Raw genomic sequence first — 21,839 nt, 5'->3', positions numbered from 1 at the left:
GGTCCGCCGGATGACCGGCGACGAGGTGCAGGTCCGGCCCCCGGTGCGTGGGCCTATGCACTCGTGGCGACGATGCTGGGCACGGGCTGGGCGTTCCTGCACTCGACGCTCCGGGCGTGGGCGACGTCGGTGGTGCCCGAGGCGCGCGGAACGGCGGTCTCGTGCTCCGTCGCCGCGCTGTTCATCGGCAGCGCGCTCGGCGCGACCCTCGGCCGGGCGCGGCCGACCACGCGCGGTTCGGGCCGCTCTTCGGGGTGGCGGCTGCCGCGACCGTCCCGCTGACCGTCGCGGTCGTGGCCGGCCGCCACCGCTTCACCGCTCGGGGGCAGGAGCCGGCCCGCCGGCCGGGGTGTCCGGGGCGCCCGGGGCCTTGACGAGCGACACCTTCGAAGCCTCCAGCGCGTTCGCGGGCTCCGGAGCCTCGATCGAGTCCGGTTCCGCCCCGCCGCCCGGCTGCTCGATCCGGCTCAGCAGCCGCGCGACGGCGTCCGTGCGCTCCCGCAGGGTCGCGACGTGAGCCGCCCTGGCCGGCTTGACGGGCTCCTCGGCGGGCCGCACCGGGATGCCGCGGCGGCGGGCGGTCGCGATGAGGCTCTCGCCGACCTGGCCGGACACGACGAGCGTGGCCACGGCGAAGCAGCCCGCGTCCACGGTGCGCTGTCGGCCGAGCAGGCCGCGGTACACGATCCGCGCGGGCACGGCCAGTTCGTCCAGGCGCTGCTCGACCGACCCGCGCTCCAGCGCCGCGAGGACGACCGTGGCCAGCGCCTCGCCGATCTTGGTGACGGCCCACTTGCGGCCCGGTACCGGCGGCAGGAACTCCCGGACCTTGTCGACCTCCTGCTCCAGGGCGGTGGTGGTCAGCACCTCGAAGGCGTTGCGGGTCTGCACCTCCACGACCTTGTCCCACTCGATCTCCTCGCCGTCGAACCCGGCCTTCACCGGCCCCAGGTGCACGGCGCCGACGCCGTCGAGGAGTCCGAGCAGCTTGTGCACCGCGGCGGGGGTGCGGGGGTGCCGGCCGAGCAGCGTGCCGACCGACAGCTTCCACGGCTCGGTGGCGGGCACGGGCGGCGGCGCGACGGACGTGAGCGCCGTGAGCGCCCACCGTCCGCCCGCCACCGACCGGCCGCCGCGCAGCGCGGCCTGCCAGCCAGCCTGCAACCCGGCCTCGCCCCGCTCGGCCGCCACGCCTATCAGCCGCCCCAGACCACCCATCAGATCCCCGTCCTCACATCGGCAACCCGCCGATGGTAGGCGGTCGGGCGAGCGGCCCCCGCACCGGTCGGCCCTTCAGGAGCTGCGCAGGCCCGCCAGCACGGCCCGCTCGACCGGGGACGGAGCGGAGCCGTCCAGGTCGAGCAGCCCGGTCGGCTCCAGCGGGGGCTGGGCGATGAACCGCGGCACCGTCCCGCCGTGCCGCTGGGCGGCGTGTATCAGGAACGGGTGACACAGGTAGACGTCCCCGGCCGCGCCGGTCGCCTCGACCTCCTGACGGCCCGCCGACGCCGGGACGGCCTCCCCGCACAGCGAGAACCACTCCCGGCCCTCCTCCCCCGCAGCGGTGAGCAGCGGCGGCACGTCGAGGTGCGAGCCGATCCGGATGCGGGTCGGGGCGTCGTCCGGGCCGACGTCGGAGAAGAGGAAGAGCATGAGCAGCGCGCGCCCGCGCGAGCGCAGGCCCACCCGGTACTCGCCCGAGTCCCCGGTCCAGCCGGCGTCGAGGTGCCAGCCGTCGTCGCCCGGGTCCTTCTCGCTCGGGAAGCGGATCGGGAAGGTGCCCAGCCCGAGCGGCGCCGTCCAGCGCCCCGCGCCCACCAGTCGGTCGTACGCCTCGTGCAGGGCGGGGGTGTTGGCCGCCTCGCGGAACGGCGGCGTGGCCATGCCGCCGATCCGCACGACCGGCTCCGTCCACGTCCCCGGATCGTCGGGCGAACAGCCGCTCGCCGCCCACAGCCGAGCGCGGCACTCGTCCACCGTGGCCCGGGGCACGGCGCCCGGGACGCGGACGAAGCCGTCCGCGACGAAGGACTCGATCTCGGCTTCGGTCAGCACCGGCACACTCCACGGACTCGGCAGGTCAACTGCCCCGCAGCCTTGTCGAATCACCATGTGACGGCAAATCAATTTCCGCACCTGTGGACAACGTCGACGACGTGGACAACGCGGACACATCGACACCGTGGACGACTCCGCGCAGCGGTGCTCCGCCGGGCGACGAAGGCGGGCCCCGTCCGGACGGCTCGGGTCGTCGAGCCGCCCCGGCCACGGCCGCCGGGGCCCGCTCGGCGTGCCGTCGGCGGCGGTGCCGGTTACCGTGTCCGGAACCGAGGAGCACAGGGCCGACGGAGGGGTGCCGATGACGGACGTCGTCGATCGCGCGGAGCGTGCGGACGGAGCGGACGGGCCGGACCCCAGGGCGCGCCTGCTCGCGCGGGCCGCGGTGCTGTGCGCGGTGGCGGCCGTCGTCGCGATCGCGTTCACCGGCCTGCACGGGCTGCTCGCGGTGGTCGCCGAGCTCGCCGGGCTGGCGGTGACGGCGATCGGCGTGTGGTGGGCGATCGCCCGGCGCGGCGTCCTGCGCGCCGCCGGCGCCGTCCTGGCCGTCGGGGCGCCGGTCGCCGTCGTCGTGCTGGCGTACCACGCGCACGCGCTGCTGCTGTCGGTGATCGTCCTGGCGCTGTGGCTCGCCGCGTTCGTCTGCGCCCGCGCCGCGCTGCGGGCGGCCCGGCCGCCGAAGCCGATGCCCGCCAGGGAGACCCCGCCGCCGCGGCGGCCGGTGCTGATCATGAATCCGAAGTCCGGCGGCGGCAAGGTCGGGCGCTTCCGGCTCGCGGAGCGGGCCGAGGAACTGGGTGCCGAGGTGATCCTGCTCGACACCTCCGCGGAGCAGGACGTGGCCGGCCTCGCCCGCGCTGCCGTCGCCGACGGCGCCGACCTGCTCGGCGTCGCGGGCGGCGACGGCACCCAGGCCCTGGTCGCGGCAGTCGCCGTCGAGCACGGGCTGCCGTTCCTCGTCGTGTCCGCCGGAACCCGCAACCACTTCGCGATGGACCTCGGCCTCGACCGCGAGGACCCCGCCACCTGCCTGGACGCGCTGCGCGACGGCGTCGAGCTCACCGTGGACCTGGGCCGGGTCGGCGACCGGCCCTTCGTCAACACCGTCTCCTTCGGCGCCTACGCGGCCATCGTCCAGAGCCCGGAGTACCGCGACGCCAAGACCGCCACCGCCCTGGACGCCCTGCCGGACCTCCTGATGGGCGCCGACGGCCCGCACCTGACCGCCGACGCGGGCGGACGGCGGATCGACGCGCCGCAGGCACTGCTCGTCAGCAACAACCCCTACGCGGGCGCCGACCCCGTCAACCTCGGCCGCCGCCCGCGCCTGGACCGGGGCGTCCTCGGCGTCCTCGGCATCCGCGTCGACGGCGCCGCCCAGGCCGCCGAACTCGCCCTGCGCGGCGAACGGGCCACCGGCCTGACCGTGCTGTCGGCGCGGCGGGTCACCGTGCGGGCGGACGCGCCGGAGATCCCCGTCGCCGTCGACGGCGAGGCGCTGACCCTGCCGACCCCGGTCGTCTGCTCGCTCGCCGGCGGCGCCCTGCGGGTGCGCGTCCCGCGCGACCGCCCCGGCGCCGATCCGGCCCAGCAGCCGCACGCCCCCCGCCTGGACTGGCGCGTCATCGCCCGCCTCGCGTTCGCCCGGACGGAGGCGCGCGCATGACCACGCGGCGGGCCGGCACCGTCCTGCACGACCTGGCGGCCGTCGACCGCGCCGTCTACGCCGCCGTCGCCGCGACCGACACGCCCGCGCTCGACGCCGGCCTGCGCCAGCTCTCCGCCGTCGCCGACCACTCGAAGATCAACCTGTCGATCGCGGCGGCCCTGCTCCTCACCCCCGGCCGGTACCGCCGCGCGGGACTCGCGGGCGCGGCGGCCGTCGGCCTGGCCTCCTTCACCGCGAACCTCCTCGGCAAGGAGCTGGTGCGCCGCCCGCGACCGGACCGCGACGCGGCCAGGGTGATCGCCGGCCGCCACGTCCCGATGCCGGCCTCGGCGTCCTTCCCCTCCGGACACACCGCTTCGGCCTTCGCCCTGGCCACGGCCGTGGGCACGGTCCTTCCCGCCACCGCCACCCCCCTGGGCCTCCTGGCCTGCGCCGTCGGCTACTCCCGCGTCCACACGGGCGTCCACTACCCCGGCGACGTCGTGGCCGGCGCCCTCCTGGGCGGCGCCTGCGCGAGCGTCGTCCTGGCCACGGGCCGGAGGCTCACCGGCTGCTAGCGCCGTGGCCGGGTAGGGCCACGGCACTGGCGCAGGCGCCGGTCAGCCGCTGACGCTGGCGGCGCCCGTCTCGATGTGGCCGGTCGCGCGGCGGGTCCAGGACTGGTCGCTGTTCACGGTGACGGTGAAGTCGTACCAGCCCTGGGCGATCGTGACCGCGTTGAAGTAGTCGCTGACGGTGGCTCCCGGGGCGACCTGGTAGGTCCAGGTGCCGGTGCGGTAGTTGGTGGCGGTGATGGTGAACGTGACTGTCGTGGTGCCGGTGTTGGTCATCGTGAACCACACGGCCGGCTTGCCGGTGTCCGGCGCCGGCGCGTAGGAGGCGGTGGCCTCCGCGGTCTTGCCGGCGGTGGTGGCGTTGCCGGTGAAGCGGCGCAGGAAGCGGTTGGGGCCGAGCACGGTGAGGTCGTACTGGCCGTTGCCGTAGTCGGCGCCGATGTTGAAGTAGTCGCTCGCGCGCCCGTCGGTGCCGGAGGCGGCGTCGTAGGGGGCGACGGTGTACTGCCACGGGCCGCCGCTGCGGTAGGCGTTGGCGTGGATCGAGTAGTGCGCCCACGCCGTGGCCTGCGGGCCTTGGTTGGCCAGGTCGATCCAGAGCAGGATCTGGTTGTTCGCGTCGTACTCGATCCGGTCGACCCACGCGTTCGGCTGGTAGGGCAGCGCGCGGGCGGGCTTGGTGCCGGGCTCCTGGACGGGCATGGAGTTGGTGCCCGGGGCCGGGTTGATCTGCAGGTTGGCGGTGGCCTGGCTGATGGTGGCGCTGGTGTCGGGCAGCGCGGGCGCGCCGTAGAGGGGACTGGTGAAGTCGAAGGCGCCGGTGAGGTCGCCGCAGACCTGGCGGCGCCAGGTGCTGATGTTCGGGCAGACGGCGGGGGTGCCGATGGCGGCGGTCCAGGTCTCCAGGAAGCGCAGCACGGACGTGTGGTCGTAGACGTGGGAGTCGACGAAGCCGCCGCGGCTCCACGGCGAGACCACGATCATCGGGACGCGGAAGCCGAGGCCGATGTTGGTGCCGTTGTAGAACTCGCCGGCGGTGCCGGCCGGGGCGACGGGCGGGGGCACGTGGTCGAAGAAGCCGTCGTTCTCGTCGTAGTTGAGGAACAGGACGGTCGAGTTGAACACGTCCGGGTTCGCCGCCAGGGCCTGCACCACCAGGTTGACGAAGTGCGCGCCGTTCTCCGGCGGGCCGTCCGGGTGCTCGGAGAACAGCTGGTTGGGCACCACCCAGGAGACCTGGGGCAGCGTGCCGGCGACCGAGTCGGCCCGGATCGCGGCGGCGATGTCGTCCGGGGTGGAGCCGGTGCTGGGCACCGAGGCCATGCCGCGCTGGGCGAGCGGGCTCGAACCCGGGGCGCTGGTGAACTGGTTGAAGTACGCCAGGGCGTTGTCGCCGTAGTTGTCGCTCGCGTTCTGGTAGACCTTCCAGCTGACGCCCGCGTTCTGCAGCGCCTCGGCGTAGGTCTGCCAGCGCAGGCCCTTCTCGTCGCCGCCGTCGTAGGCGGGGCCGCCCGCGGTGCCGGCCGGGTCGATCTGGCCGGACCACAGGTAGGTGCGGTTGGGGCCGGTGGCCGAGAGGATCGAGCAGTGGTACGCGTCGCACACGGTGTAGGCGTCGGCGAGCGCGTAGTGGAACGGTATGTCCTCGCGGGCCATGAAGCCCATGGTTCTGTCGGAGCCCTTGGCGGCGATCCAGGAGTCCATCTTCCCGTTGTTCCACGCCTGGTGCTGGGTGGACCAGGAGTGGTCGAGCGAGCCGTCGCACTGCGCGAGCTGCTCGCCGCTGACGCCCCACCACCACGTGCTGGTCTTGCTGAGCTGCCACGGGTACTGCCGGCCGCTGCCGCCCAGCTGATTGAAGACGCTGGTGCCGCCCGCGATCTGGATCGCGGTGCGGTCGCCGAAGCCGCGCACGCCCTTGAGCGCGCCGAAGTAGTGGTCGAAGCTGCGGTTCTCCTGCATGAGCACCACGACGTGCTTGACGTCGCGGATCGTGCCGGTCGGGGCGGCGGAGGCGCTCGGTACCGCGCCGGGCAGGGCGGCGTCCAGGCCGATGGCCGCGCCGAGGGCGGCGGCCGAGCCGAGGAAGGTGCGGCGGGTGACTGGGGACACGTGAGGCCTCCGAGAAGTATGGACAACTCCGGCGGACGATCCGGCAGCGGAGACTGTCGGGCAGCCAGATGGCTACCGGTCGGTAGCCGGGTGGCGGAGAAGTTACACGCGGCCGACGGTTCGCGGAAGCCTCGCGGCATGAACACGCCGCCCCGGCCGTGGTTGACCGGTTCACCGTCTATGACGGGGCGCGGCCAGAGCGGATACTGGCCGACCGGCTCGGTTCCGGCACGCACTCCCCGGACCCAACACGTCCTTCTCTCAAAGGGGTTGGCATGAGCAGCAGCACGTACGACTACGTCATCGTCGGCGCCGGTTCCGCGGGCTGCGTGCTGGCCGCGCGGCTGTCGGAGGATCCGGACGTCCGGGTGGCGGTGGTCGAGGCGGGCGGCCCGGACACCGCGCAGGAGATCCACGTGCCGGTCGCGTTCCCCCGGTTGTTCAAGTCGGACGTCGACTGGGACTTCGACTCCGAACCGGAGCCGGGCCTCGGCGGGCGGCGGGTCTACCTGCCCCGGGGCCGGACGTTCGGCGGCTGCAGCTCGCTCAACGCGATGATCTACGTCCGGGGCGCCCGCGCCGACTACGACGGGTGGGCGGCGGCCGGGGCCACCGGCTGGTCGTACGACGAGGTGCTGCCGTACTTCCGGCACGCTGAGGACAACGAGCGCGGCGAGGACGAGTTCCACGGCGTCGGCGGACCGCTGACCGTGAGTGACGGACGCTCCGGACACCCGCTCGCCTCGGCCTTCGTCCAGGCCGCCGGGCAGGCCGGTTACAAGGCGAACGACGACTTCAACGGCGCGACGCAGTTCGGCGTCGGGCGCTACCAGGTGACGCAGCGTGGCGGCCTGCGGTGCAGCGCGGCCGTCGCCTACCTGCACCCGGCCCTCGGGCGGCTGAACCTCACGGTGCTCGCCGGCGTCCGCGCGCACCGCGTGGTGGTCGAGGGCGGCCGGGCGGTGGGCGTGGCGGTCGAGCGCGCCGGGGTCGTCGAGGTCGTGCGCGCCGAGCGGGAGGTCGTCCTGTCGGCCGGGGCGTACGGCTCGCCGAAACTCCTGATGCTGTCGGGGATCGGACCGGGCGAAGCCCTGTCCGCCCTCGGGATCGAGGTCGTGCGCGACCTGCCCGTCGGCCGGGGGCTGCAGGACCACTACATGGCGATGCTCAACTTCCGCACCGGCGCCGACTCGCTGGCCAGTGCGGCGAGCCCGGAGAACACCGCCCTGCTGGAGACGCAGGGGCGCGGACCGCTCACCTCCAACCTCGGCGAGGCCGGCGGCTTCTTCCGCAGCCGCGACGACCTGCACGCGCCGGACATCCAGTTCCACGCCGCCCCGGGACTGTTCCACCAGGAGGGGCTCGGCGCCGTCACCGAGCACGGGTTCGCCTTCGGCCCGTGCGTCCTCGCCCCGACCAGCCGCGGCGCGGTGACCCTGCGCTCCGCGCGGCCGGACGCCGCGCCGCGGATCGTCCACAACTACCTGACGACGGAGGAGGACCGGGCGGCGATCGTCGCCGGGACGCGGATCGCCCTGGAGATCGCGGCGCAGCGGGCGGTGACCGATGTCGCCACCGGGACGTACGGGGACGCGCCGTCCCCGTCCGGCTCGGACGCCGATCTCCTCGCGTGGGCGCGGCGCGCCGGCCAGACGCTGTACCACCCGACGTCGAGCTGCGCGATCGGCGCCGTCGTCGACCCGGAGCTGCGGGTGTACGGCGTGGCGGGCCTGCGGGTCGTCGACGCGTCGGTGTTCCCGTCGGTGCCGCGCGGGAACACCGACGCGCCCACGATCATGGCGGCGGAGAAGGCTGCGGACCTGATCACGGGCGCCGCGGAGCCGATCGCGGGCCGGTCCGGATCCTGATGCCCCATCGAGTCCGCCGCCCGCCCGACGCGCGCGGGTGGGGGCCGCGCACGGCTCGTGGCCTTCACCCGCTCGGCCTATAGTGGAGAACGTGGCCGCCCGTACCCGGCCACCGGGACGACATTCCGAGCGGGGAGGCCCAAGTCGTCCGCCGTGCGCCTCGACGTGAGTCCGTCCGCCGCTTCACCCGCGCGTGGCAGGAGACCGTCCATGTCGAACAACGGCCGGTTGGACCAGATCGACCACCTCGTGGTCCTGATGCAGGAGAACCGCTCCTTCGACCACATGCTGGGGTTCCTCTACCCCGACCAGAAGACCCCGTCCGGGGCGCAGTTCGAGGGCCTGAAGGGAGACGAGAGCAACGCCGGGCCCGACGGCGTGCACACCGTCTTCAGGATCCTCCGCACCACCCCCGATGCGTACTTCATGCCCGGCGCCGACCCCCGCGAGGGCTACGCGCCGACCAACACGCAGCTGTTCGGGACGGCCGATCCCGGCACGCCCGCCCCCGCCGCGACCATGACGGGCTTCGTGACGAGCTTCGTCGACGCCCTGCAGTTCGACCCGCTGCACGGCCGGACGGTCCGCCCCGGCACCGGGCCGGGGAACATCATGGGCTGCTACACCCCGGACGCCCTGCCCGTCCTGTCCGGCCTGGCGCGCGGCTACGCGGTCTGCGACCACTGGTTCAGCTCCGCGCCCACCGAGACCCTGCCCAACCGGGCGTTCGCCCTCGCCGGCACCAGCCAGGGCCGGATGGACGACCACCAGCAGGCCGGCACGCCCCCGTTCGACTTCCCGAGCATCTTCGGCCTGCTCGCCAAGAACGGCACGGACTGGGCGATCTACAGCGACGGCAAGCAGCTGACCCGCTTCGACTTCCCGGACACGACCCAGGCCGACCCGAGCCACTTCGGCGGCTTCACCCAGTTCCGCAACGCCGCCAGGACCGGCACCCTCCCCAAGGGCTTCGTCTTCCTGGAGCCCGACTGGAGCCTGGCCGGCAACGACCAGCACCCGGTCCACGACGTCTCGCACGGCGAACAGCTGATGCTCGACGTCTACACGGCGCTGCGCACCGGCCCGGACTGGAACAGGACCCTGCTCGTCATCACCTACGACGAGCACGGCGGCTGCTACGACCACGTGCCCCCGCCCTCCGGTGCGGTCCCGCCCGACGGCGCCCAGGGCGAGTTCGGCTTCGACTTCACCCGCTTCGGCGTCCGCGTGCCCGCGGTGCTGATCTCCCCGCTGATCGCCGCCGGAACGGTCTACCGGCCCGCCGGCGACACCCCGCTGGACCACACCTCGGTGCTCAAGACGATCGAGCAGCGCTGGAACCTCCCGCCGCTGACCGACCGCGACAAGGCGGCCCCGGGCTTCGGCGACGTCCTCACCCTGGACACGCCGCGCACCGACGACCCGCTGACCCTGGTCCCGATGTCCGGCGGCACGACCATGTCCGCGAACAGCGAGTCCTACCTGGACCGGGTCTGCGACGCCCTGGCCCGGCAGGCCTGAGCCCGGAGCCTCAGAGCGCCTTCGCCTGCCAGTAGGTGAACCGCTCGACCGGATCGCCGTCGAGCGACCACGGCCACGCGGTGACGGTGTCGCCGATCGCCCCGAACACGGCGCCGCCCTCGCGGACGCGGCCGGCCTGCACGAGCGCGTAGGCCAGCAGGTTCAGGTCGGCCAGGGCCGCGGCGTGCCGCAGGTAGCCCTCGCGCGGCCAGGTGGCCAGGGCCGTGTCCAGGGCGCCGGCGGCCCGGGTGTGCGTCCAGAGGCGGCGGGCCAGCAGCGCCTCGACGCCGCCCCTGGCCGCGGTGCGGTCGTGCTCGTCGACGAGGGCCGCGAGCTCGACGCCCACGGACGGCGAGACCGGCGGCGCCGAGGCCCGGAGCGTCTCCACGAAGTCGAGCTGGCCGCTGCGCGAGCCGCACTCCTCCGGCGAGAGGTAGCGCAGCATCTGCAGGTGGGCCTCGCGGTTCCAGGGGTCGCGCGCGGTCACCTCCTGCCAGACGGCGTACAGCTGGTGCGGCTCCGCCCGCATGAGGCGCAGGATCCCGAGCAGCACCACCCAGGGGAGGGGGTCGGACGGGGCGATCTCCGCGGCGCGGTAGCAGTGGTCGGCGGCCGCCCTGGCGTCGTCCATCCGCCCGGCGGCCCGGCCGCGGACCAGCTCGACCCAGCCCTCGAACACCATCGGGTCCGAGCCGCGCCGGCGCAGCCGCCAGGACCGCGCGAACGCCGTGGGCGCGGCGGTCTCGGCGAGCACGGCGAAGCGGTGCGCCCGGCGGTCCGGGTCCCGCGCGGACTCCTGGAGCAGCCGGTCGACCTGGTCGATCTGGATGTCGTCCGGCCCCAGCCGCCCGGCGGAATTCATTTGCCGCCGAACGCGGCCGAGTTGCACGTCATCGAGTTCCGGCCGCACCCGCGGACCGGAAGCGCGGAGCCTTCGGAATATCGACACGCGCCGCAGCGTAGGACCCGAAGGGGAATTTCGGACAGCCCCGGACGGCCCCCGAGAGCGAATTGTTATTTCCGGCCGCCCCGGTGAACCTACCGCTCCGTACGGCAACCGGCCGCCGGGATTGTTCAGGCAGGTTCCGCATTTGCGCCCCGCGCGGGCGGACCTTACCACTCTCGGTCACTACGAGCCAGTATCGCGCTTCACAAATGATTCACCCCGTCGGCTTGCACATCCGATAGGGCCCGTGGGCAGAATGGGCCGATTTTTAATGACCGCCCCACCCCGCGAAGAACGCAAAGAATTCAACCGGAGAGATACGCGTGAAGCTTCGCGCCCAATACCCGATCAGAAACCCCGCCGAGCCGATGAATTCCCCTGACCGCGCCTCAGAGGCGATCGTCTCCCCGTACGAGATCTCCTTGCTGCGGGCGAGCCGGGCCACCGTCGAGCCGTACGCCGCCGACCTCCCGGGCCACTTCTACGCGACCCTGTTCCAGCGCTACCCCCAGGTCCGCGAGCTGTTCCCGGAGCACATGGAGGTCCAGCACGACAAGCTCGTGCGCGCGCTGATGCTCGTCGTCGACCTGGTGGACGAGCCCGCTACCCTCGTCCGGTTCTGCTCCGAACTGGGCCGCGACCACCGCAAGTTCGGCGCCGTCAGCGCGCACTACGCGGCGGTCGGCGAGTGCCTGCTCGCCACGCTGGAGCACTTCGCCGGCTCCGCCTGGACCCCGGCCGTCGCGGCGGCCTGGACCCGCGCCTACACCGCGGCCGCCGGAGTCATGGACGGGGCCGCCACGGCCGACGCCGCCGAGCATCCGGCCGTCTGGGACGCCCGCGTCGTGGACCACCGGCGGCACGGCCGCGACCTCGCGGAGATCACCGTGCGGACCGACCTGCCGTACCCGTACACCGGCGGGCAGTTCGTGAGCCTGGCGACGCCGTGGTGGCCGAAGAGCTGGCGCTACTTCTCCCCCGCCAACGCCCGGCGCCCGGACGGGACCGTCACCTTCCACGTCCGTGCCGTCACGGGCGGCCCGGTCAGCACCGCCCTGGTGCAGCGCGCGAGGGTCGACGACGTCCTCCGGCTCGGCCGGCCGCTCGGCGACATGGTCCTCGACCCGGCCGCGCGCGGGGACATCGTCTGCGTCGCGGGCGGCACCGGTCTCGCGCCGGTCCTCGCCCTCCTCGAACAGGCCGTCCTGGACGGGGTCCGGCGGCGGACCGACGTCTTCGTGGGCACGCGCGGCACGGACGGACCGCTGGGCCTGGACACCCTCCGCCGGCTCGCCGACCAGTACTCCTGGCTCACGGTGCACCCCGTCGTCCACGACGACGACACCCCCGGCGCCGTCACCCGCCTGCCCGCGGCCCTCGCGGCGGCCGGGCCCTGGCGGGACCACGACGCCTACGTCAGCGGCCCCGGCCCGATGATCGTGAGCGCGGCCGAGGCCCTGTACCGCACCGGGGTGCCACTCGACCGCATCCACCACGACCCGTTCGTCCGGCTCGACTTCGCGCTCTGAAGTCGCCCTCGCCGGGCTGCCGAGAGCCTGCCATTTCGGTTCAATTCACCAAAACTCGGAGCCCACAGGGAATTTGACAGTCGTTCGTATCCTGCAGAACAGTTCCCCCCGACGGCGGACGATCATCGACACCACCAGGTCCGCCGACGGGGAGGACTTCACCAATGCGTTCCGGATTCCGGCGGGCCGCCGTCTGCGCCGCCACGGCGCTGGTCGCCGCGACGATCACACCGCTCGTCGGCTCGGCATCGGCCGACACCGCACCGCCCACGAACGGCTACCTGCAGATCGTCGCCCACGAGGACGACGACATCCTGTTCATGAACCCCGACCTCGCCCGCCAGTACGACGCTCCGTCCACGACGGTCTACCTGACCTCGGGCGAGCAGGCCACCACCACGGAGAGCGCGTGCCTCTACGCGCAGCACCGCGAGGAGGGCGCGCGCGACGCGCACGCCACACTGGCCGGGGTCGCGAACGACTGGGCCTTCGACACCCTCACACTCGGCAACGGCAAGACCGTCGAGGTCGACACCCTGCGCGGCACCGCGAACCCGGTGCGCCTCGTCTTCTTCCGGCTCTACCAGAGCGGCGACCCGGGCGCGGCCGGCGAGACCTCGCTGGACGACCTCTACATCGGCCCCCTCCCCGACGGAAACGGGCACCTCGTCACGCCGAACCCCAAGCGGACGGTGGGCAGCCAGGGCACGGACGGCGACGAGTGCCGAACCGCGCCGGCCCACCCCGACACGACGCCGGACTACCGCCCCTACAACAACCAGACCTACACCCACGAAGAACTGGTCGCCGCCCTCACCGACCTGATGGGGCAGTACAACCCGGGCATCCTGCTCGCGCAGGATCCGAAGGTCTACCCGCTGGGCAGGGGACACGACGAATCCGGCTACGACTACCGCACGGACCCGCTCAACTACGGCGACAACTCCGACCACCGCGGCGCCGCGCGCTTCGCGGGCGAGGCGGCGGCCGGCTACCACCCCGCCCGGGGCAACGTCCTGCTGCGGTACTACCGCGACTACAACATCCGGCTGCGCCCGGCGAACGTGGACCCGCGCCAGGCCTCGGCCAAGTGGAGCGTCTTCAAGGACTACTACCTGCCGCACGACTCGGAGCTCCACGAGAGCGGCGCGGCCAGCTGGCAGAACCACTACGCGATGTACGAGTTCCGCTCGTACCCGCGCTGGTTCAACGGCACCACCTGGTCGGCCCAGGACGGCAACGGCCTGCTCAACGCCTTCGCGGTGGTCAACGGACAGCCCTCGCAGTGGAAGGAGACCGCGAGCGGCGGGGCGTGGACCGGCCCGGCGGGCCTGGGCGGCGGGCAGTTCGCGCCCTACCTGACCGTGGTCAAGGACGGCAAGGGCCTGCTCCACCTCTTCGGCATCCGCCTGGCGGACGACAAGGGCACCGACAACCACGACGAGATCGTCACGCTCGCGCAGACCTCGGTCGGCGGCGGCTGGGGCGCCTGGACCTCGCTGGGCAACCCCAACTCCGACGACGTCGGCGAGATGATCGGCTCGCCCGTCGTGACGCCCAACGCCAACGGGGCGCTCACCGTCTTCGTGCCCAACGCCGGAGGCGGCGTCAGCGCCGTCACCCAGCAGCAGGACGGCAGTTGGCCGGGCACCTGGGCGGACCTGGGCGGCGCGTGGGTCCAGGACGGTCTCGCGGCGAGCCTGGGCACCGACGGCCTGATCGACGTCTTCGCCCCCACCGTGTCCGGCCACGACCTCCTGCACTGGCGACAGAGCACGAAGAACGGCCCCTTCGTCCCGGACGCAGCCTTCAGCGGGCCCACCCCGGCCGGGCCGATCGGCATCGCGCAGACCGCCGGCGGCCGCAAGGAGATCCTCTTCTCGCACCCCGACACCGGGAAGACCGTCAACCAGTGGGTGCAGGCCGACACCACCTGGACCCCCGTCTCCTCGTCCACCGGTGGCCCGGTCAGCGTGGACGGCCCGAGCGCCGTCACCGCCAACGGCCGCATCGTCGTCGCGACGCGCAACGGCGGCGGCGGCGTCAGCCTGGCCACCCAGACCGAGGGCAACGGCGCCTTCACCACGGTCTGGCAGGACCTCGGCTCGGTGATCGTCGGCGCGCCGTCGCTGGCCACCGACGCCACCGGCCGCGTGGTCGTGCTCGCCCTCGGCACCGACGCCCGGCTCCACCTGCGGCGCCAGACCGACGCCAAGGCGGACAGCCCGTTCGCCGACTGGCAGGCGGCCGGCTCCTCCTGACCGCCCCGCTCGCCGCGCCCCCTGACCGCGGATGCCGCGTCAGGGGGCGCGCCTACCCCTTCCCGTGCGCCTACCCGTTCCCGTGCACCTGGACGACGGCGTGGCGACCGCTCGTCCGCCAGGCCGTCCCCGTGCCGTCGAGCCGCGCGACGGTGGGGGCGTCGAGGCCGACGATCACGTCCGACTTCAGCGTCCGCAGGGCTGCGACGGGGGACGGGAAGTACCCGGCCGTCTCGGCGAAGCGGGTGGTCGGCGGCCAGCGGCGGTCGCCCACCAGGCGGCGGTAGTTGAGGTCGCCCTTGAGGATCGTCAGGGCCGCCCCGGCGAACTCCGCCCGGAGGTCCTCGGGCATGTCGGCGTACGGCAGCGGCGCGCAGGAGAACGGGTGCGCGCGGACCACGAGCGTGCCGCCGGCCATCGCCTCCCACAGCCGCTCGCCCACCGCCGAGGCGGCCGGCTCCGGCGCCGCGCACAGGCGTTGCAGTGCGGCGAGGACGTCGGCCGGCGTGGCGTCCGAGACGAAGTACGGCTGCGGCTTCACGTGCAGGACGACCTGTGCGGCCCGCCCGGCGGCCAGGAGGTGGTCGATCAGGACGAGGTCCGGCAGCAGTTCCCGGCCGGCGTTGTCCGCGACGACGCAGACCCGTCCGCCCGGCGTGCGCTCCAGCTCCGCCCACAGCTGCGCGCTGTCGTCGGCGACGAGGTCGGACGCTCCCGGCCCGCCGGTCCCCGCGGTGAGCTGGAAGCTCAGGTCCGCCCGGTTGCCCCACAGGGCGGACGACAGCAGGGCCTCCGCCCGTCGGGCCGTCGGGAGGCCGTCGAGCCCGCCGAGTGCGGCGAGTTCGTCGTCCACCGCCGGCCCGGCCAGCTCCGCGCCCTTGAACGGCGCGAACGGATCGACGCCCTGCCACGCCCCGGGCCGGAAGTACCCGGTGGCGTCGAGCAGCCGCCGGTAGAAGTAGCTCTCCGCCCAGAGGAACGGCGCCTCCTCCCACGGCGTGCCCCACAGCCCCGCGCCCCACTCCTCCCAGCGGGCGGCGTCCGGCGCACCGTCCCCCAGCGGCTCCAGCACCCCGGTCGTGCTCTCCACGAGCAGCCGCTCGACCGCCGCCCGCTCCCCCGGCCCGTAGGGCAGGGCCGCGAGCAGGCGCCGGACGAGTTCGGGGTGGCGCTCGTGGAAGACGCCCCGGGCGAAGGACCCCGGGACGTCGCTGCGGATCACGGGTGCGTTCGACACGCTGGGGCTCGTCTCCTCGATGCGGGCGCGACTCGGCGACGGTAGCAGCGGGCCGGCGGCGGTCGCGGACCGGTGGAACCGCGGAGATCCTCCCGACCTCGGCCGTCTGCGTGGACGGGCACGGCCCCCAACCCCTCTGCCCCTCGCCCTGAGGTCAGCCGCTGCGGGTGAAGGTCCCGAGGCCCTCGTGGCTGAACTGCTCGACCACCGCGGTCGAGGCCCGCCCGTCGGCGCCAATGGTGAAGGTCAGGCCGGTGAGGCCGACGGCGTTCTCGCCCTTGCTCTGGTAGCTGAAGACGTCGCCGTTGTAGTGCTGGAGCGGGAACTGCTGGTTGTCCGGTCCGAGGCTCATCACCAGCCCGCCGCCCTGCTCGCTCACCGTCATCGGCCCGTAGTAGCCGCTGGCGTACGTCCCCGTGTAGGCCGCGTTCGGCTTCGCCGGGGTGGCGCCGGCCGGCGGCTTCGCGTAGTCGGTCGGCGAGGAGGCGGGCGCCGCGATGCCCGGCAGGAGCTTGCCGAACAGGCCGAGCCAGTCGACCGTCTCCCGGCCGTACTGGGCGAGGTCGAAGAACTCCTCGGCCACCGCCTCCGGGACGCCGATCGGCTGGCCGTTGGTCAGGACGACGATCCCGAGCTGTTCGGTCGGCAGCAGGGTCACCACGGTGGCCGCGCCCAGGTCGAAGCCGCCGGAGTGGTTCAGCCGGAGCCGGCCCAGGGTGTCGTAGGTGACGTTCCAGCCGAGGCCGTAGAAGCCGGCGTTGCCCGCCGGGGACCTCGGCGGGGCGTTGACGATCTGCGGCACCCGGGTCTCGTTCAGACCCGCCGGGTCGACGATCTGCTTGCCCTCGAAGGTGCCGTCCGCGAGCTGCATCCGCATCCACCGGGCGAGGTCGTCCACGGTGGAGCTCACGCCGCCGGCCGGCGACTGCGGGTCCGCGTTCTCGGTGGTGCTGACCTGCCAGCCGCCGGCCGTCTTGACGTGCGGCGTCGCCTTGTTCGCCGCGCTGTCGTAGGCGGAGCGCAGGGAGCTGGTGGAGTTCATCCCCAGCGGCTTGTAGAGGACGTCCGCCGCCAGGTCCTCCCAGGCCACCCCCTTGGCCTTGGCCACGGCCACGGCCGCCTCGGTCAGGCCGTAGTTGGTGTAGGCGTAGCTCGCGCGGAACGGCGAGAGCGGCTGGTCGCGCAGGTGCTGGAGGATGTAGTCGCGCGGGTAGCCGAGGTCCTCCAGCAGGTCTCCGGCGTGGTCCGGCAGGCCGCTGCGGTGCGAGAAGAAGTCGGCGATCGTCACGTGGCTGCTCACCCACGGGTCGGCCAGCGCGAAGCCCGGGTCGTACTTCGTGACCGGGTCGTCCCACTGCACCGCCTTCTGGCCGACCACGCCGGCGACCACGGTCGAGGAGATCGGCTTGGAGACCGAGGCGAGCTGGAACACCGTGTCCGGGTCGACCGGCTCCGGCCGGCCGAGCTGGCGGACCCCGAAGCCCTTCGCGTGGATGACCTTGTCCTTGTAGACGACGGCCAGCGACACGCCCGGGACGCCCGTCTTCGTCATGGCGTCCTGCACGTAGCCGTCGATCTTGTCCACGGCGGAGGACACCTGCTGCTCGGTCAGCTGGGGCGCCTGCTGCGCGGGCGGCGCGGTGGCCGGGGCGGACGAGGCGCTCGGGGTGGGGGCGGCCTCGGGACCGGTGCCGGCCGCGGACGTGCACCCGGCGAGCAGCGCGGTGGCCAGCAGCGGGGCCGCGGTGCGCAGCCCCGGCCGGGCGGCGGTCCGGCCTGGCCCGGGGACGGTCCGCCGGGCTGCGGCGTGACGATGCATGAAGGTCCTCCCTCGTCCGGGCCGCGCCCGGGATCCGGCGGCGCCGCCGTCCGCCGCACGGTGCCGAGTAGTCGACGGCCCATACCCGGCGCGGCCGCCGCCGTGCGCCGCCGCCCCCGCATTCCACCCGTCCGGCGGCGCGGATGCCGCCGGCCCGCCTACTACTCGACGTCCTCGACGTACTCGACGATCTGCATCATGCCGAGGTCCTCGTGCTGGAGCTGGTGACAGTGGGCGACCGTGCGGCCGGTGAAGTCCTCGTACCGGACGAGGAAGGTGACGCGGTCGCCGGGTTTGCCGCCGGCCAGGCCGACGGTGTCGTGCCAGACCGGCGGGTCGAGCCGCGTGCCGTTGCGGTGGGTGACGAGGACGTGGTTGGTGTGCAGGTGGAAGGGGTGGTTGAAGGCGGGGTTGGTCTCGTCGGTGCGGACCGTCCACCGCTCGACGGTGCCGAGTCTCAAGGTGTGGTTGACGTGCCGCGGGTCGAAGAGGCCGTAGGCCGGGTCGCGGGCGGCATCGCCGGCGGGGTCGGCCGCGGGGGTCGGGTGGGTGCCCAGGCAGCGGAAGGCGTTGGGGAACGGGGCCGCGAAGACGCCCGGGTCGACGTGGAACACGACTTCGCGGTCCGCGTCCGGGTTGGCGACGTCGCGCTCGTCGAGGAAGGGCTTGCCGGGCGGAAGCGCGGTCGGCAGGGCCATCGGCGGCTCGACGGGCGGGCCCGCCACCTCGACCGTCATCAGGGGAGCGGACACTCCGGCGGCGCGCAGTTCGTACGTGCCGGGCTCGCAGCCCTGGACGAGGACGTCGGCGCGGTTGCCCATGGCGAGGGTCACGGCGTCGGAGGCGACGACGGCGGGGAAGGTCACACCGTCCTGAGCGATCTGATGCAGCGTCAATTTCGATTCGCCACAAGTGACTTGGAGCGACAGTGCCCCGAAGGCGGTGGCGGCGACGAGTCGCCAGCGCTGCACTTCGCCCGGGCGCAGCGTGAGGGTGGGGTTGACGGCGCCGTTGACGGTGTAGGCGGCGGGCACGGCCGCGAGCGCGCCGCCCGACGTGAAGTCGGGCACCCGGCCGTCCTTGAGCCGGAGTTCGTTGACGCACACGACGATGTCGGACGCCGCCGCGATCTCCGGCACCTCGTCGACGTCGCCCTCGACGACGAGGACCCCGGCCATGCCGCCGACGATCTGCACGGACGTGGCCCCGTGCAGGTGGGGGTGGTACCAGTGGGTGCCGGCCGGGTGGTCCGGCGGGACGTCGACGGTCGTCACGTAGCGCGGCTCCGGGGCGCCGGCGGCGACCTCGTCGGCGGTGCGCGGCGCGAACGCCCGGTGGACGTTGTCAGCGTCGCCGGACGGGGAGACGTGCAGTCCGTGGGTGTGCAGGTTGAAACTGTTGAAGTCGTGCGGCCGGTTGTGGTCGCCGGTGTGGGCCGGGTTCGGCGGCAGGCCGTTGACCTGCGTCAGCCGCAGGGTGTCGCCGCCGCGCACGCGCAGGGTCGGGCCCGGGATCGTCCCGTTGTAGGTGCGCGTGGTGACCCGGCCGCAGCCCGGGACGGCGACGTCCGTGAAGCGCACGTCGAGGGTGCGCTCGACGACCCGGGCGGACGAGCCGGGCACCGGCTGCGAGGCCCACACGACCGGCTGGGGGAACTCCCCCGGCGGCGGGGCGAGCGGCGGATCGACCGGCGGGGCGGCCGGGGGCGCCGGGGGCGCCGCCGCGCTCCGGCCGGCGAAGAGCCCGTCGGACGCCGCCACGAGGACGGCGGCCGCGGGGACGGCCTTGAGCACCGACCGGCGGGCGATTCCCTCTTTTTCGCTCATAGCGGGGCAATCTAGATCAACCGCACAGGGGCGGTCCGGAGGCACACCGCAGTGGGCGGTACTCGGGCGGCCCGGGCGGCTCAGGCGACGGGCGGGTAGCCGCGCGTGCGGACGAGGTCGTGGGTGAGGCGGGTGAAGGCCCGGGCGGCGGCGCTCTCGTAGGCGTCGGTGCGCCACAGGAGGGCGACGGCGCGGGTCGGGAGGGCCGGGTCGAGCGGGACGGGGGTGAGGCGGGGGTGGTCGTGGGTGACGGCGTCGGGCAGGACGGTCGCGAGCGGCGTGCGCTGCACGACCTCGGTGAGCGCCTGGATGGAGTCGGCCTCGACGGCGATGCGCGGGCTGATGCGGTGCCGCGCGAAGTACCCGTCGATGTGGCCGCGCGTGGCGAAGTCGGCGCTGAGCAGGGCGAGTTGTCGATCGGCGAGCTCCCGGACCGGCAGCGGCCGGCCGGCCGGGTCGGCGGCGGGGTGGTGCGGGCCGGTGACCAGGGTGAGCGTCTCGGTGAACAGCGCGGTGGCGGTGAGGCCCGCCGGGTGGGGGCCCGCGAAGGCGATGCCGAGGTCGAACTCGTCGGCCAGCAAGCCGGTTTCGATGCGGTCCTGGGTCGCCTCCCGCACGGTCAGGGCGATGCCGGGGTGGCGGGTGTGGAGCTCGGCGACGAGCGGGCCGACGAGGTAGGCGGTGAACGTCGGGGTGACGGCGAGCCGCAGCCGGCCGCGCGAGAGGTCCTGCACGTCGTGGACGGCCCGCTCGGCGGCGGCGAGGTCCCGCAGCGCGCCGCGCGCGTGGTGGGCGTACGCCTCGCCGGCGTCGGTGAGGCGCACGGTGCGGCCGGTGCGGTCCAGCAGTTGCGTGCCGAGGGTCCGTTCGAGCTGCTTGACCTGCTGGGACAGCGTCGGCTGGGAGATGTGCAGCTCTTCGGCGGCACGGGTGAAGTTGCCGTGGTCGGCCACGGCGAGCAGGTAGCGCAGGTGGCGCAGTTCCAGGGCCATGGAGCAACTATAGACGGCATCGATGGAAACCATGGTTCATGCGTCTTGGACACTATAGGTACAGGTCATGCATGGTGGATCTCACCAAGGCCCGACGGGCCGGGCCACTGCGAAGGCCCGGCCGCACGAAGGCCCCGGCCGCACGAAAGCCCGGCCGCCATGAAAGGGAGTGACCTCATGCCCGACCTCACCGAGGGCCTCGCGCAGTTCCAGCGGGACGTCTTCCCGGCCAAGAAGGAGCTCTTCGCCCACCTGGCCGCCCACCACGCACCCCACACGCTGTTCATCGGCTGCTCCGACGCCCGCGTCGTCCCCGAGCTGATCACCGGGTGCGAGCCCGGCGAGCTGTTCGTCATCCGCACCGCCGGCAACCTCGTGCCCGCCTACACCCCCGGCGCCGACGGCGTGGCGGCGAGCATCGAGTACGCCGTCGCCGCGCTGGGCGTGCGGGAGGTCGTCGTGTGCGGCCACTCCGCGTGCGGTGCCATGACGGCGCTCGCCCACGGCCACGACCTGAGCGGCGCGCCGGCCGTCGCCGACTGGCTGCGGCTCGCCGACGCCTCGGTGGCCCGCACCGCCACCACCGAGGACGTGCCGGCCCTGGTCCGGCAGAACGTGCTCGCCCAGCTGGCGAACCTCGCCACCCACCCGTCGGTGGCCCGCGCCCTGGCCGGGGGCCGCATCGCCCTGCGGGGCTGGGTCTTCGACATCGCCACCGGCCGCGTCGAAGAGCTCCGGGCCACCGCCCCGCTCGCCGCCTGACACCGACTCCACTTCCGGGTGGCCCCGTTCGGCGCCTCCCGGCCCCCATGATCCCGCCCGCACCGCGCGCACGACGCGCGTGAGCGGCGCCCACCGAAAGGAACCACCCGTGGTGCACGCCCAGTTCGACCCGACCGCCCGCCAGGCCCTCGCCGTCGCCGCCGTCGACGCCAAGACCCGCAAGGACCTCTCCTGGCAGCAGATCGCCGACGTCTCCGGCCTGTCGGTCGCCTTCACCACCGCCGCCGTCCTCGGCCAGCACGCCCTGCCGGAGTCCTCCGCGAAGGCCGTCGCCGAGCTGCTGGGCCTGGACGAGGACGCGGTGATGCTCCTCCAGACCATCCCGACCCGAGGCTCGATCCCCGGCACCGTCCCCACCGACCCGACGATCTACCGCTTCTACGAGATGCTCCAGGTCTACGGCACCACCCTGAAGGCCCTGGTCCACGAGGAGTTCGGCGACGGCATCATCTCCGCGATCAACTTCAAGCTCGACGTGAAGAAGGTCGCCGACCCCGAGGGCGGCGAGCGCGCCGTCATCACCCTGGACGGCAAGTACCTGCCGACCAAGCCGTTCTGACCCTGATGGGGGGGGGGGCCCGCCCGCCCCCCCCCCCACAAATTATTAGTAACACGCCCATCTAAAGGGGGCGCCCCCCAAACAACAAAACCACCACGTAGGCGC

The 21,839-nt window shown here is 73.7% G+C and carries 17 protein-coding genes; 9 read left to right on the top strand and 8 right to left on the bottom strand.

The window, feature by feature from the left end; genetic code table 11:
• The first annotated feature begins 63 nt into the window (after window positions 1–63).
• A complete protein-coding gene (locus ACFXDE_RS09180) occupies window positions 64–282 on the top strand; it encodes a hypothetical protein (RefSeq protein ID WP_380492393.1) in 219 nt (72 codons plus the stop codon).
• 30 nt (window positions 283–312) lie between these two features.
• On the opposite strand, the gene ACFXDE_RS09175 is transcribed toward ACFXDE_RS09180, so the two are convergent.
• Window positions 313–1,218 (bottom strand): hypothetical protein, encoded by a 906-nt coding sequence (locus ACFXDE_RS09175; RefSeq protein WP_380492392.1) that lies wholly within the window; start codon window positions 1,216–1,218, stop codon window positions 313–315.
• 75 nt (window positions 1,219–1,293) lie between these two features.
• Window positions 1,294–2,055 (bottom strand): phytanoyl-CoA dioxygenase family protein, encoded by a 762-nt coding sequence (locus tag ACFXDE_RS09170; protein ID WP_380492390.1) that lies wholly within the window; start codon window positions 2,053–2,055, stop codon window positions 1,294–1,296.
• Window positions 2,056–2,359: 304 nt separating this feature from the next.
• Between ACFXDE_RS09170 and ACFXDE_RS09165 the strand changes: the two genes are divergently transcribed.
• Both ACFXDE_RS09165 and ACFXDE_RS09160 read left to right on the top strand, forming a co-directional pair.
• Window positions 2,360–3,724, top strand: a complete 1,365-nt coding sequence (locus ACFXDE_RS09165) for a diacylglycerol/lipid kinase family protein (RefSeq protein ID WP_380492388.1) — start codon at window positions 2,360–2,362, stop codon at window positions 3,722–3,724.
• Complete coding sequence (locus tag ACFXDE_RS09160; protein ID WP_380492386.1) at window positions 3,721–4,284, top strand: phosphatase PAP2 family protein; 564 nt, start codon at window positions 3,721–3,723, stop codon at window positions 4,282–4,284. The genes ACFXDE_RS09165 and ACFXDE_RS09160 overlap by 4 nt, the downstream gene beginning before the upstream one ends.
• 42 nt (window positions 4,285–4,326) lie before the next feature.
• On the opposite strand, the gene ACFXDE_RS09155 is transcribed toward ACFXDE_RS09160, so the two are convergent.
• The gene (locus ACFXDE_RS09155) at window positions 4,327–6,393 is read right to left on the bottom strand and encodes a phosphocholine-specific phospholipase C (RefSeq protein ID WP_380492384.1); all 2,067 of its coding nucleotides are present in this window, start codon (window positions 6,391–6,393) and stop codon (window positions 4,327–4,329) included.
• Window positions 6,394–6,668: 275 nt separating this feature from the next.
• Here ACFXDE_RS09155 and ACFXDE_RS09150 point away from each other — a divergent pair, with 275 nt between their 5' ends.
• Both ACFXDE_RS09150 and ACFXDE_RS09145 read left to right on the top strand, forming a co-directional pair.
• Window positions 6,669–8,261, top strand: coding sequence for a GMC family oxidoreductase (locus tag ACFXDE_RS09150; protein WP_380492382.1), 1,593 nt, complete (start codon window positions 6,669–6,671; stop codon window positions 8,259–8,261).
• Between the two features lie 210 nt (window positions 8,262–8,471).
• Window positions 8,472–9,782 (top strand): alkaline phosphatase family protein, encoded by a 1,311-nt coding sequence (locus ACFXDE_RS09145; RefSeq protein WP_380492380.1) that lies wholly within the window; start codon window positions 8,472–8,474, stop codon window positions 9,780–9,782.
• A gap of 10 nt (window positions 9,783–9,792) precedes the next feature.
• Here ACFXDE_RS09145 and ACFXDE_RS09140 read toward each other — a convergent pair whose 3' ends face one another.
• Entirely contained in the window at window positions 9,793–10,644 is an 852-nt protein-coding gene (locus ACFXDE_RS09140) for a hypothetical protein (protein ID WP_380436938.1), read from the bottom strand.
• Window positions 10,645–11,096: 452 nt separating this feature from the next.
• Between ACFXDE_RS09140 and ACFXDE_RS09135 the strand changes: the two genes are divergently transcribed.
• Together ACFXDE_RS09135 and ACFXDE_RS09130 are read left to right on the top strand one after the other, a co-directional pair.
• Window positions 11,097–12,257: a globin domain-containing protein gene (locus ACFXDE_RS09135; protein ID WP_380492378.1), complete on the top strand. Its 1,161-nt coding sequence runs from the start codon at window positions 11,097–11,099 to the stop codon at window positions 12,255–12,257.
• 164 nt (window positions 12,258–12,421) lie between these two features.
• Window positions 12,422–14,518 carry a hypothetical protein gene (locus tag ACFXDE_RS09130; RefSeq protein ID WP_380492376.1) on the top strand — a complete coding sequence of 699 codons (2,097 nt, stop codon included), beginning with the start codon at window positions 12,422–12,424 and terminating at the stop codon, window positions 14,516–14,518.
• 70 nt (window positions 14,519–14,588) lie between these two features.
• Here ACFXDE_RS09130 and ACFXDE_RS09125 read toward each other — a convergent pair whose 3' ends face one another.
• From ACFXDE_RS09125 to cynR, 4 genes are all read right to left on the bottom strand, one after another.
• Window positions 14,589–15,755, bottom strand: coding sequence for a damage-control phosphatase ARMT1 family protein (locus ACFXDE_RS09125; RefSeq protein WP_380492374.1), 1,167 nt, complete (start codon window positions 15,753–15,755; stop codon window positions 14,589–14,591).
• Window positions 15,756–15,909: 154 nt separating this feature from the next.
• Window positions 15,910–17,574 carry a serine hydrolase gene (locus ACFXDE_RS09120; protein ID WP_380492372.1) on the bottom strand — a complete coding sequence of 555 codons (1,665 nt, stop codon included), beginning with the start codon at window positions 17,572–17,574 and terminating at the stop codon, window positions 15,910–15,912.
• Window positions 17,575–17,735: 161 nt separating this feature from the next.
• Window positions 17,736–19,400, bottom strand: coding sequence for a multicopper oxidase family protein (locus ACFXDE_RS09115; protein WP_380492370.1), 1,665 nt, complete (start codon window positions 19,398–19,400; stop codon window positions 17,736–17,738).
• An 80-nt stretch (window positions 19,401–19,480) separates the two neighbouring features.
• On the bottom strand, window positions 19,481–20,392 hold the full coding sequence (gene cynR, locus ACFXDE_RS09110) for a transcriptional regulator CynR (protein ID WP_380492368.1): 912 nt from the start codon (window positions 20,390–20,392) through the stop codon (window positions 19,481–19,483).
• A gap of 177 nt (window positions 20,393–20,569) precedes the next feature.
• Between cynR and ACFXDE_RS09105 the strand changes: the two genes are divergently transcribed.
• Window positions 20,570–21,154 carry a carbonic anhydrase gene (locus ACFXDE_RS09105; RefSeq protein WP_380492366.1) on the top strand — a complete coding sequence of 195 codons (585 nt, stop codon included), beginning with the start codon at window positions 20,570–20,572 and terminating at the stop codon, window positions 21,152–21,154.
• 109 nt (window positions 21,155–21,263) lie between these two features.
• Window positions 21,264–21,734 carry a cyanase gene (gene cynS, locus ACFXDE_RS09100; protein ID WP_380436955.1) on the top strand — a complete coding sequence of 157 codons (471 nt, stop codon included), beginning with the start codon at window positions 21,264–21,266 and terminating at the stop codon, window positions 21,732–21,734.
• The last annotated feature ends 105 nt before the right edge of the window (window positions 21,735–21,839 follow it).

Origin of the sequence: Kitasatospora sp. NPDC059408 (assembly GCF_042751525.1) — a bacterium.
In the GTDB taxonomy this organism is placed as follows: Bacteria; Actinomycetota; Actinomycetes; order Streptomycetales; family Streptomycetaceae; genus Kitasatospora.
This window is presented reverse-complemented; position numbering and strand designations above follow the sequence as displayed.

What these genes read in the sequence shown, in the direction of transcription:
- ACFXDE_RS09175 (WP_380492392.1), bottom strand. Translation starts at nt 1,218, where the DNA reads ATGGGTGGTCTGGGGCGGCTGATAGGCGTGGCGGCCGAGCGGGGCGAG.
- ACFXDE_RS09165 (WP_380492388.1), top strand. Translation starts at nt 2,360, where the DNA reads ATGACGGACGTCGTCGATCGCGCGGAGCGTGCGGACGGAGCGGACGGG.
- ACFXDE_RS09160 (WP_380492386.1), top strand. Translation starts at nt 3,721, where the DNA reads ATGACCACGCGGCGGGCCGGCACCGTCCTGCACGACCTGGCGGCCGTC.
- ACFXDE_RS09150 (WP_380492382.1), top strand. Translation starts at nt 6,669, where the DNA reads ATGAGCAGCAGCACGTACGACTACGTCATCGTCGGCGCCGGTTCCGCG.
- ACFXDE_RS09145 (WP_380492380.1), top strand. Translation starts at nt 8,472, where the DNA reads ATGTCGAACAACGGCCGGTTGGACCAGATCGACCACCTCGTGGTCCTG.
- ACFXDE_RS09140 (WP_380436938.1), bottom strand. Translation starts at nt 10,644, where the DNA reads ATGAATTCCGCCGGGCGGCTGGGGCCGGACGACATCCAGATCGACCAG.
- ACFXDE_RS09135 (WP_380492378.1), top strand. Translation starts at nt 11,097, where the DNA reads ATGAATTCCCCTGACCGCGCCTCAGAGGCGATCGTCTCCCCGTACGAG.
- ACFXDE_RS09130 (WP_380492376.1), top strand. Translation starts at nt 12,422, where the DNA reads ATGCGTTCCGGATTCCGGCGGGCCGCCGTCTGCGCCGCCACGGCGCTG.
- ACFXDE_RS09120 (WP_380492372.1), bottom strand. Translation starts at nt 17,574, where the DNA reads ATGCATCGTCACGCCGCAGCCCGGCGGACCGTCCCCGGGCCAGGCCGG.
- ACFXDE_RS09115 (WP_380492370.1), bottom strand. Translation starts at nt 19,400, where the DNA reads ATGAGCGAAAAAGAGGGAATCGCCCGCCGGTCGGTGCTCAAGGCCGTC.
- cynR (WP_380492368.1), bottom strand. Translation starts at nt 20,392, where the DNA reads ATGGCCCTGGAACTGCGCCACCTGCGCTACCTGCTCGCCGTGGCCGAC.
- ACFXDE_RS09105 (WP_380492366.1), top strand. Translation starts at nt 20,570, where the DNA reads ATGCCCGACCTCACCGAGGGCCTCGCGCAGTTCCAGCGGGACGTCTTC.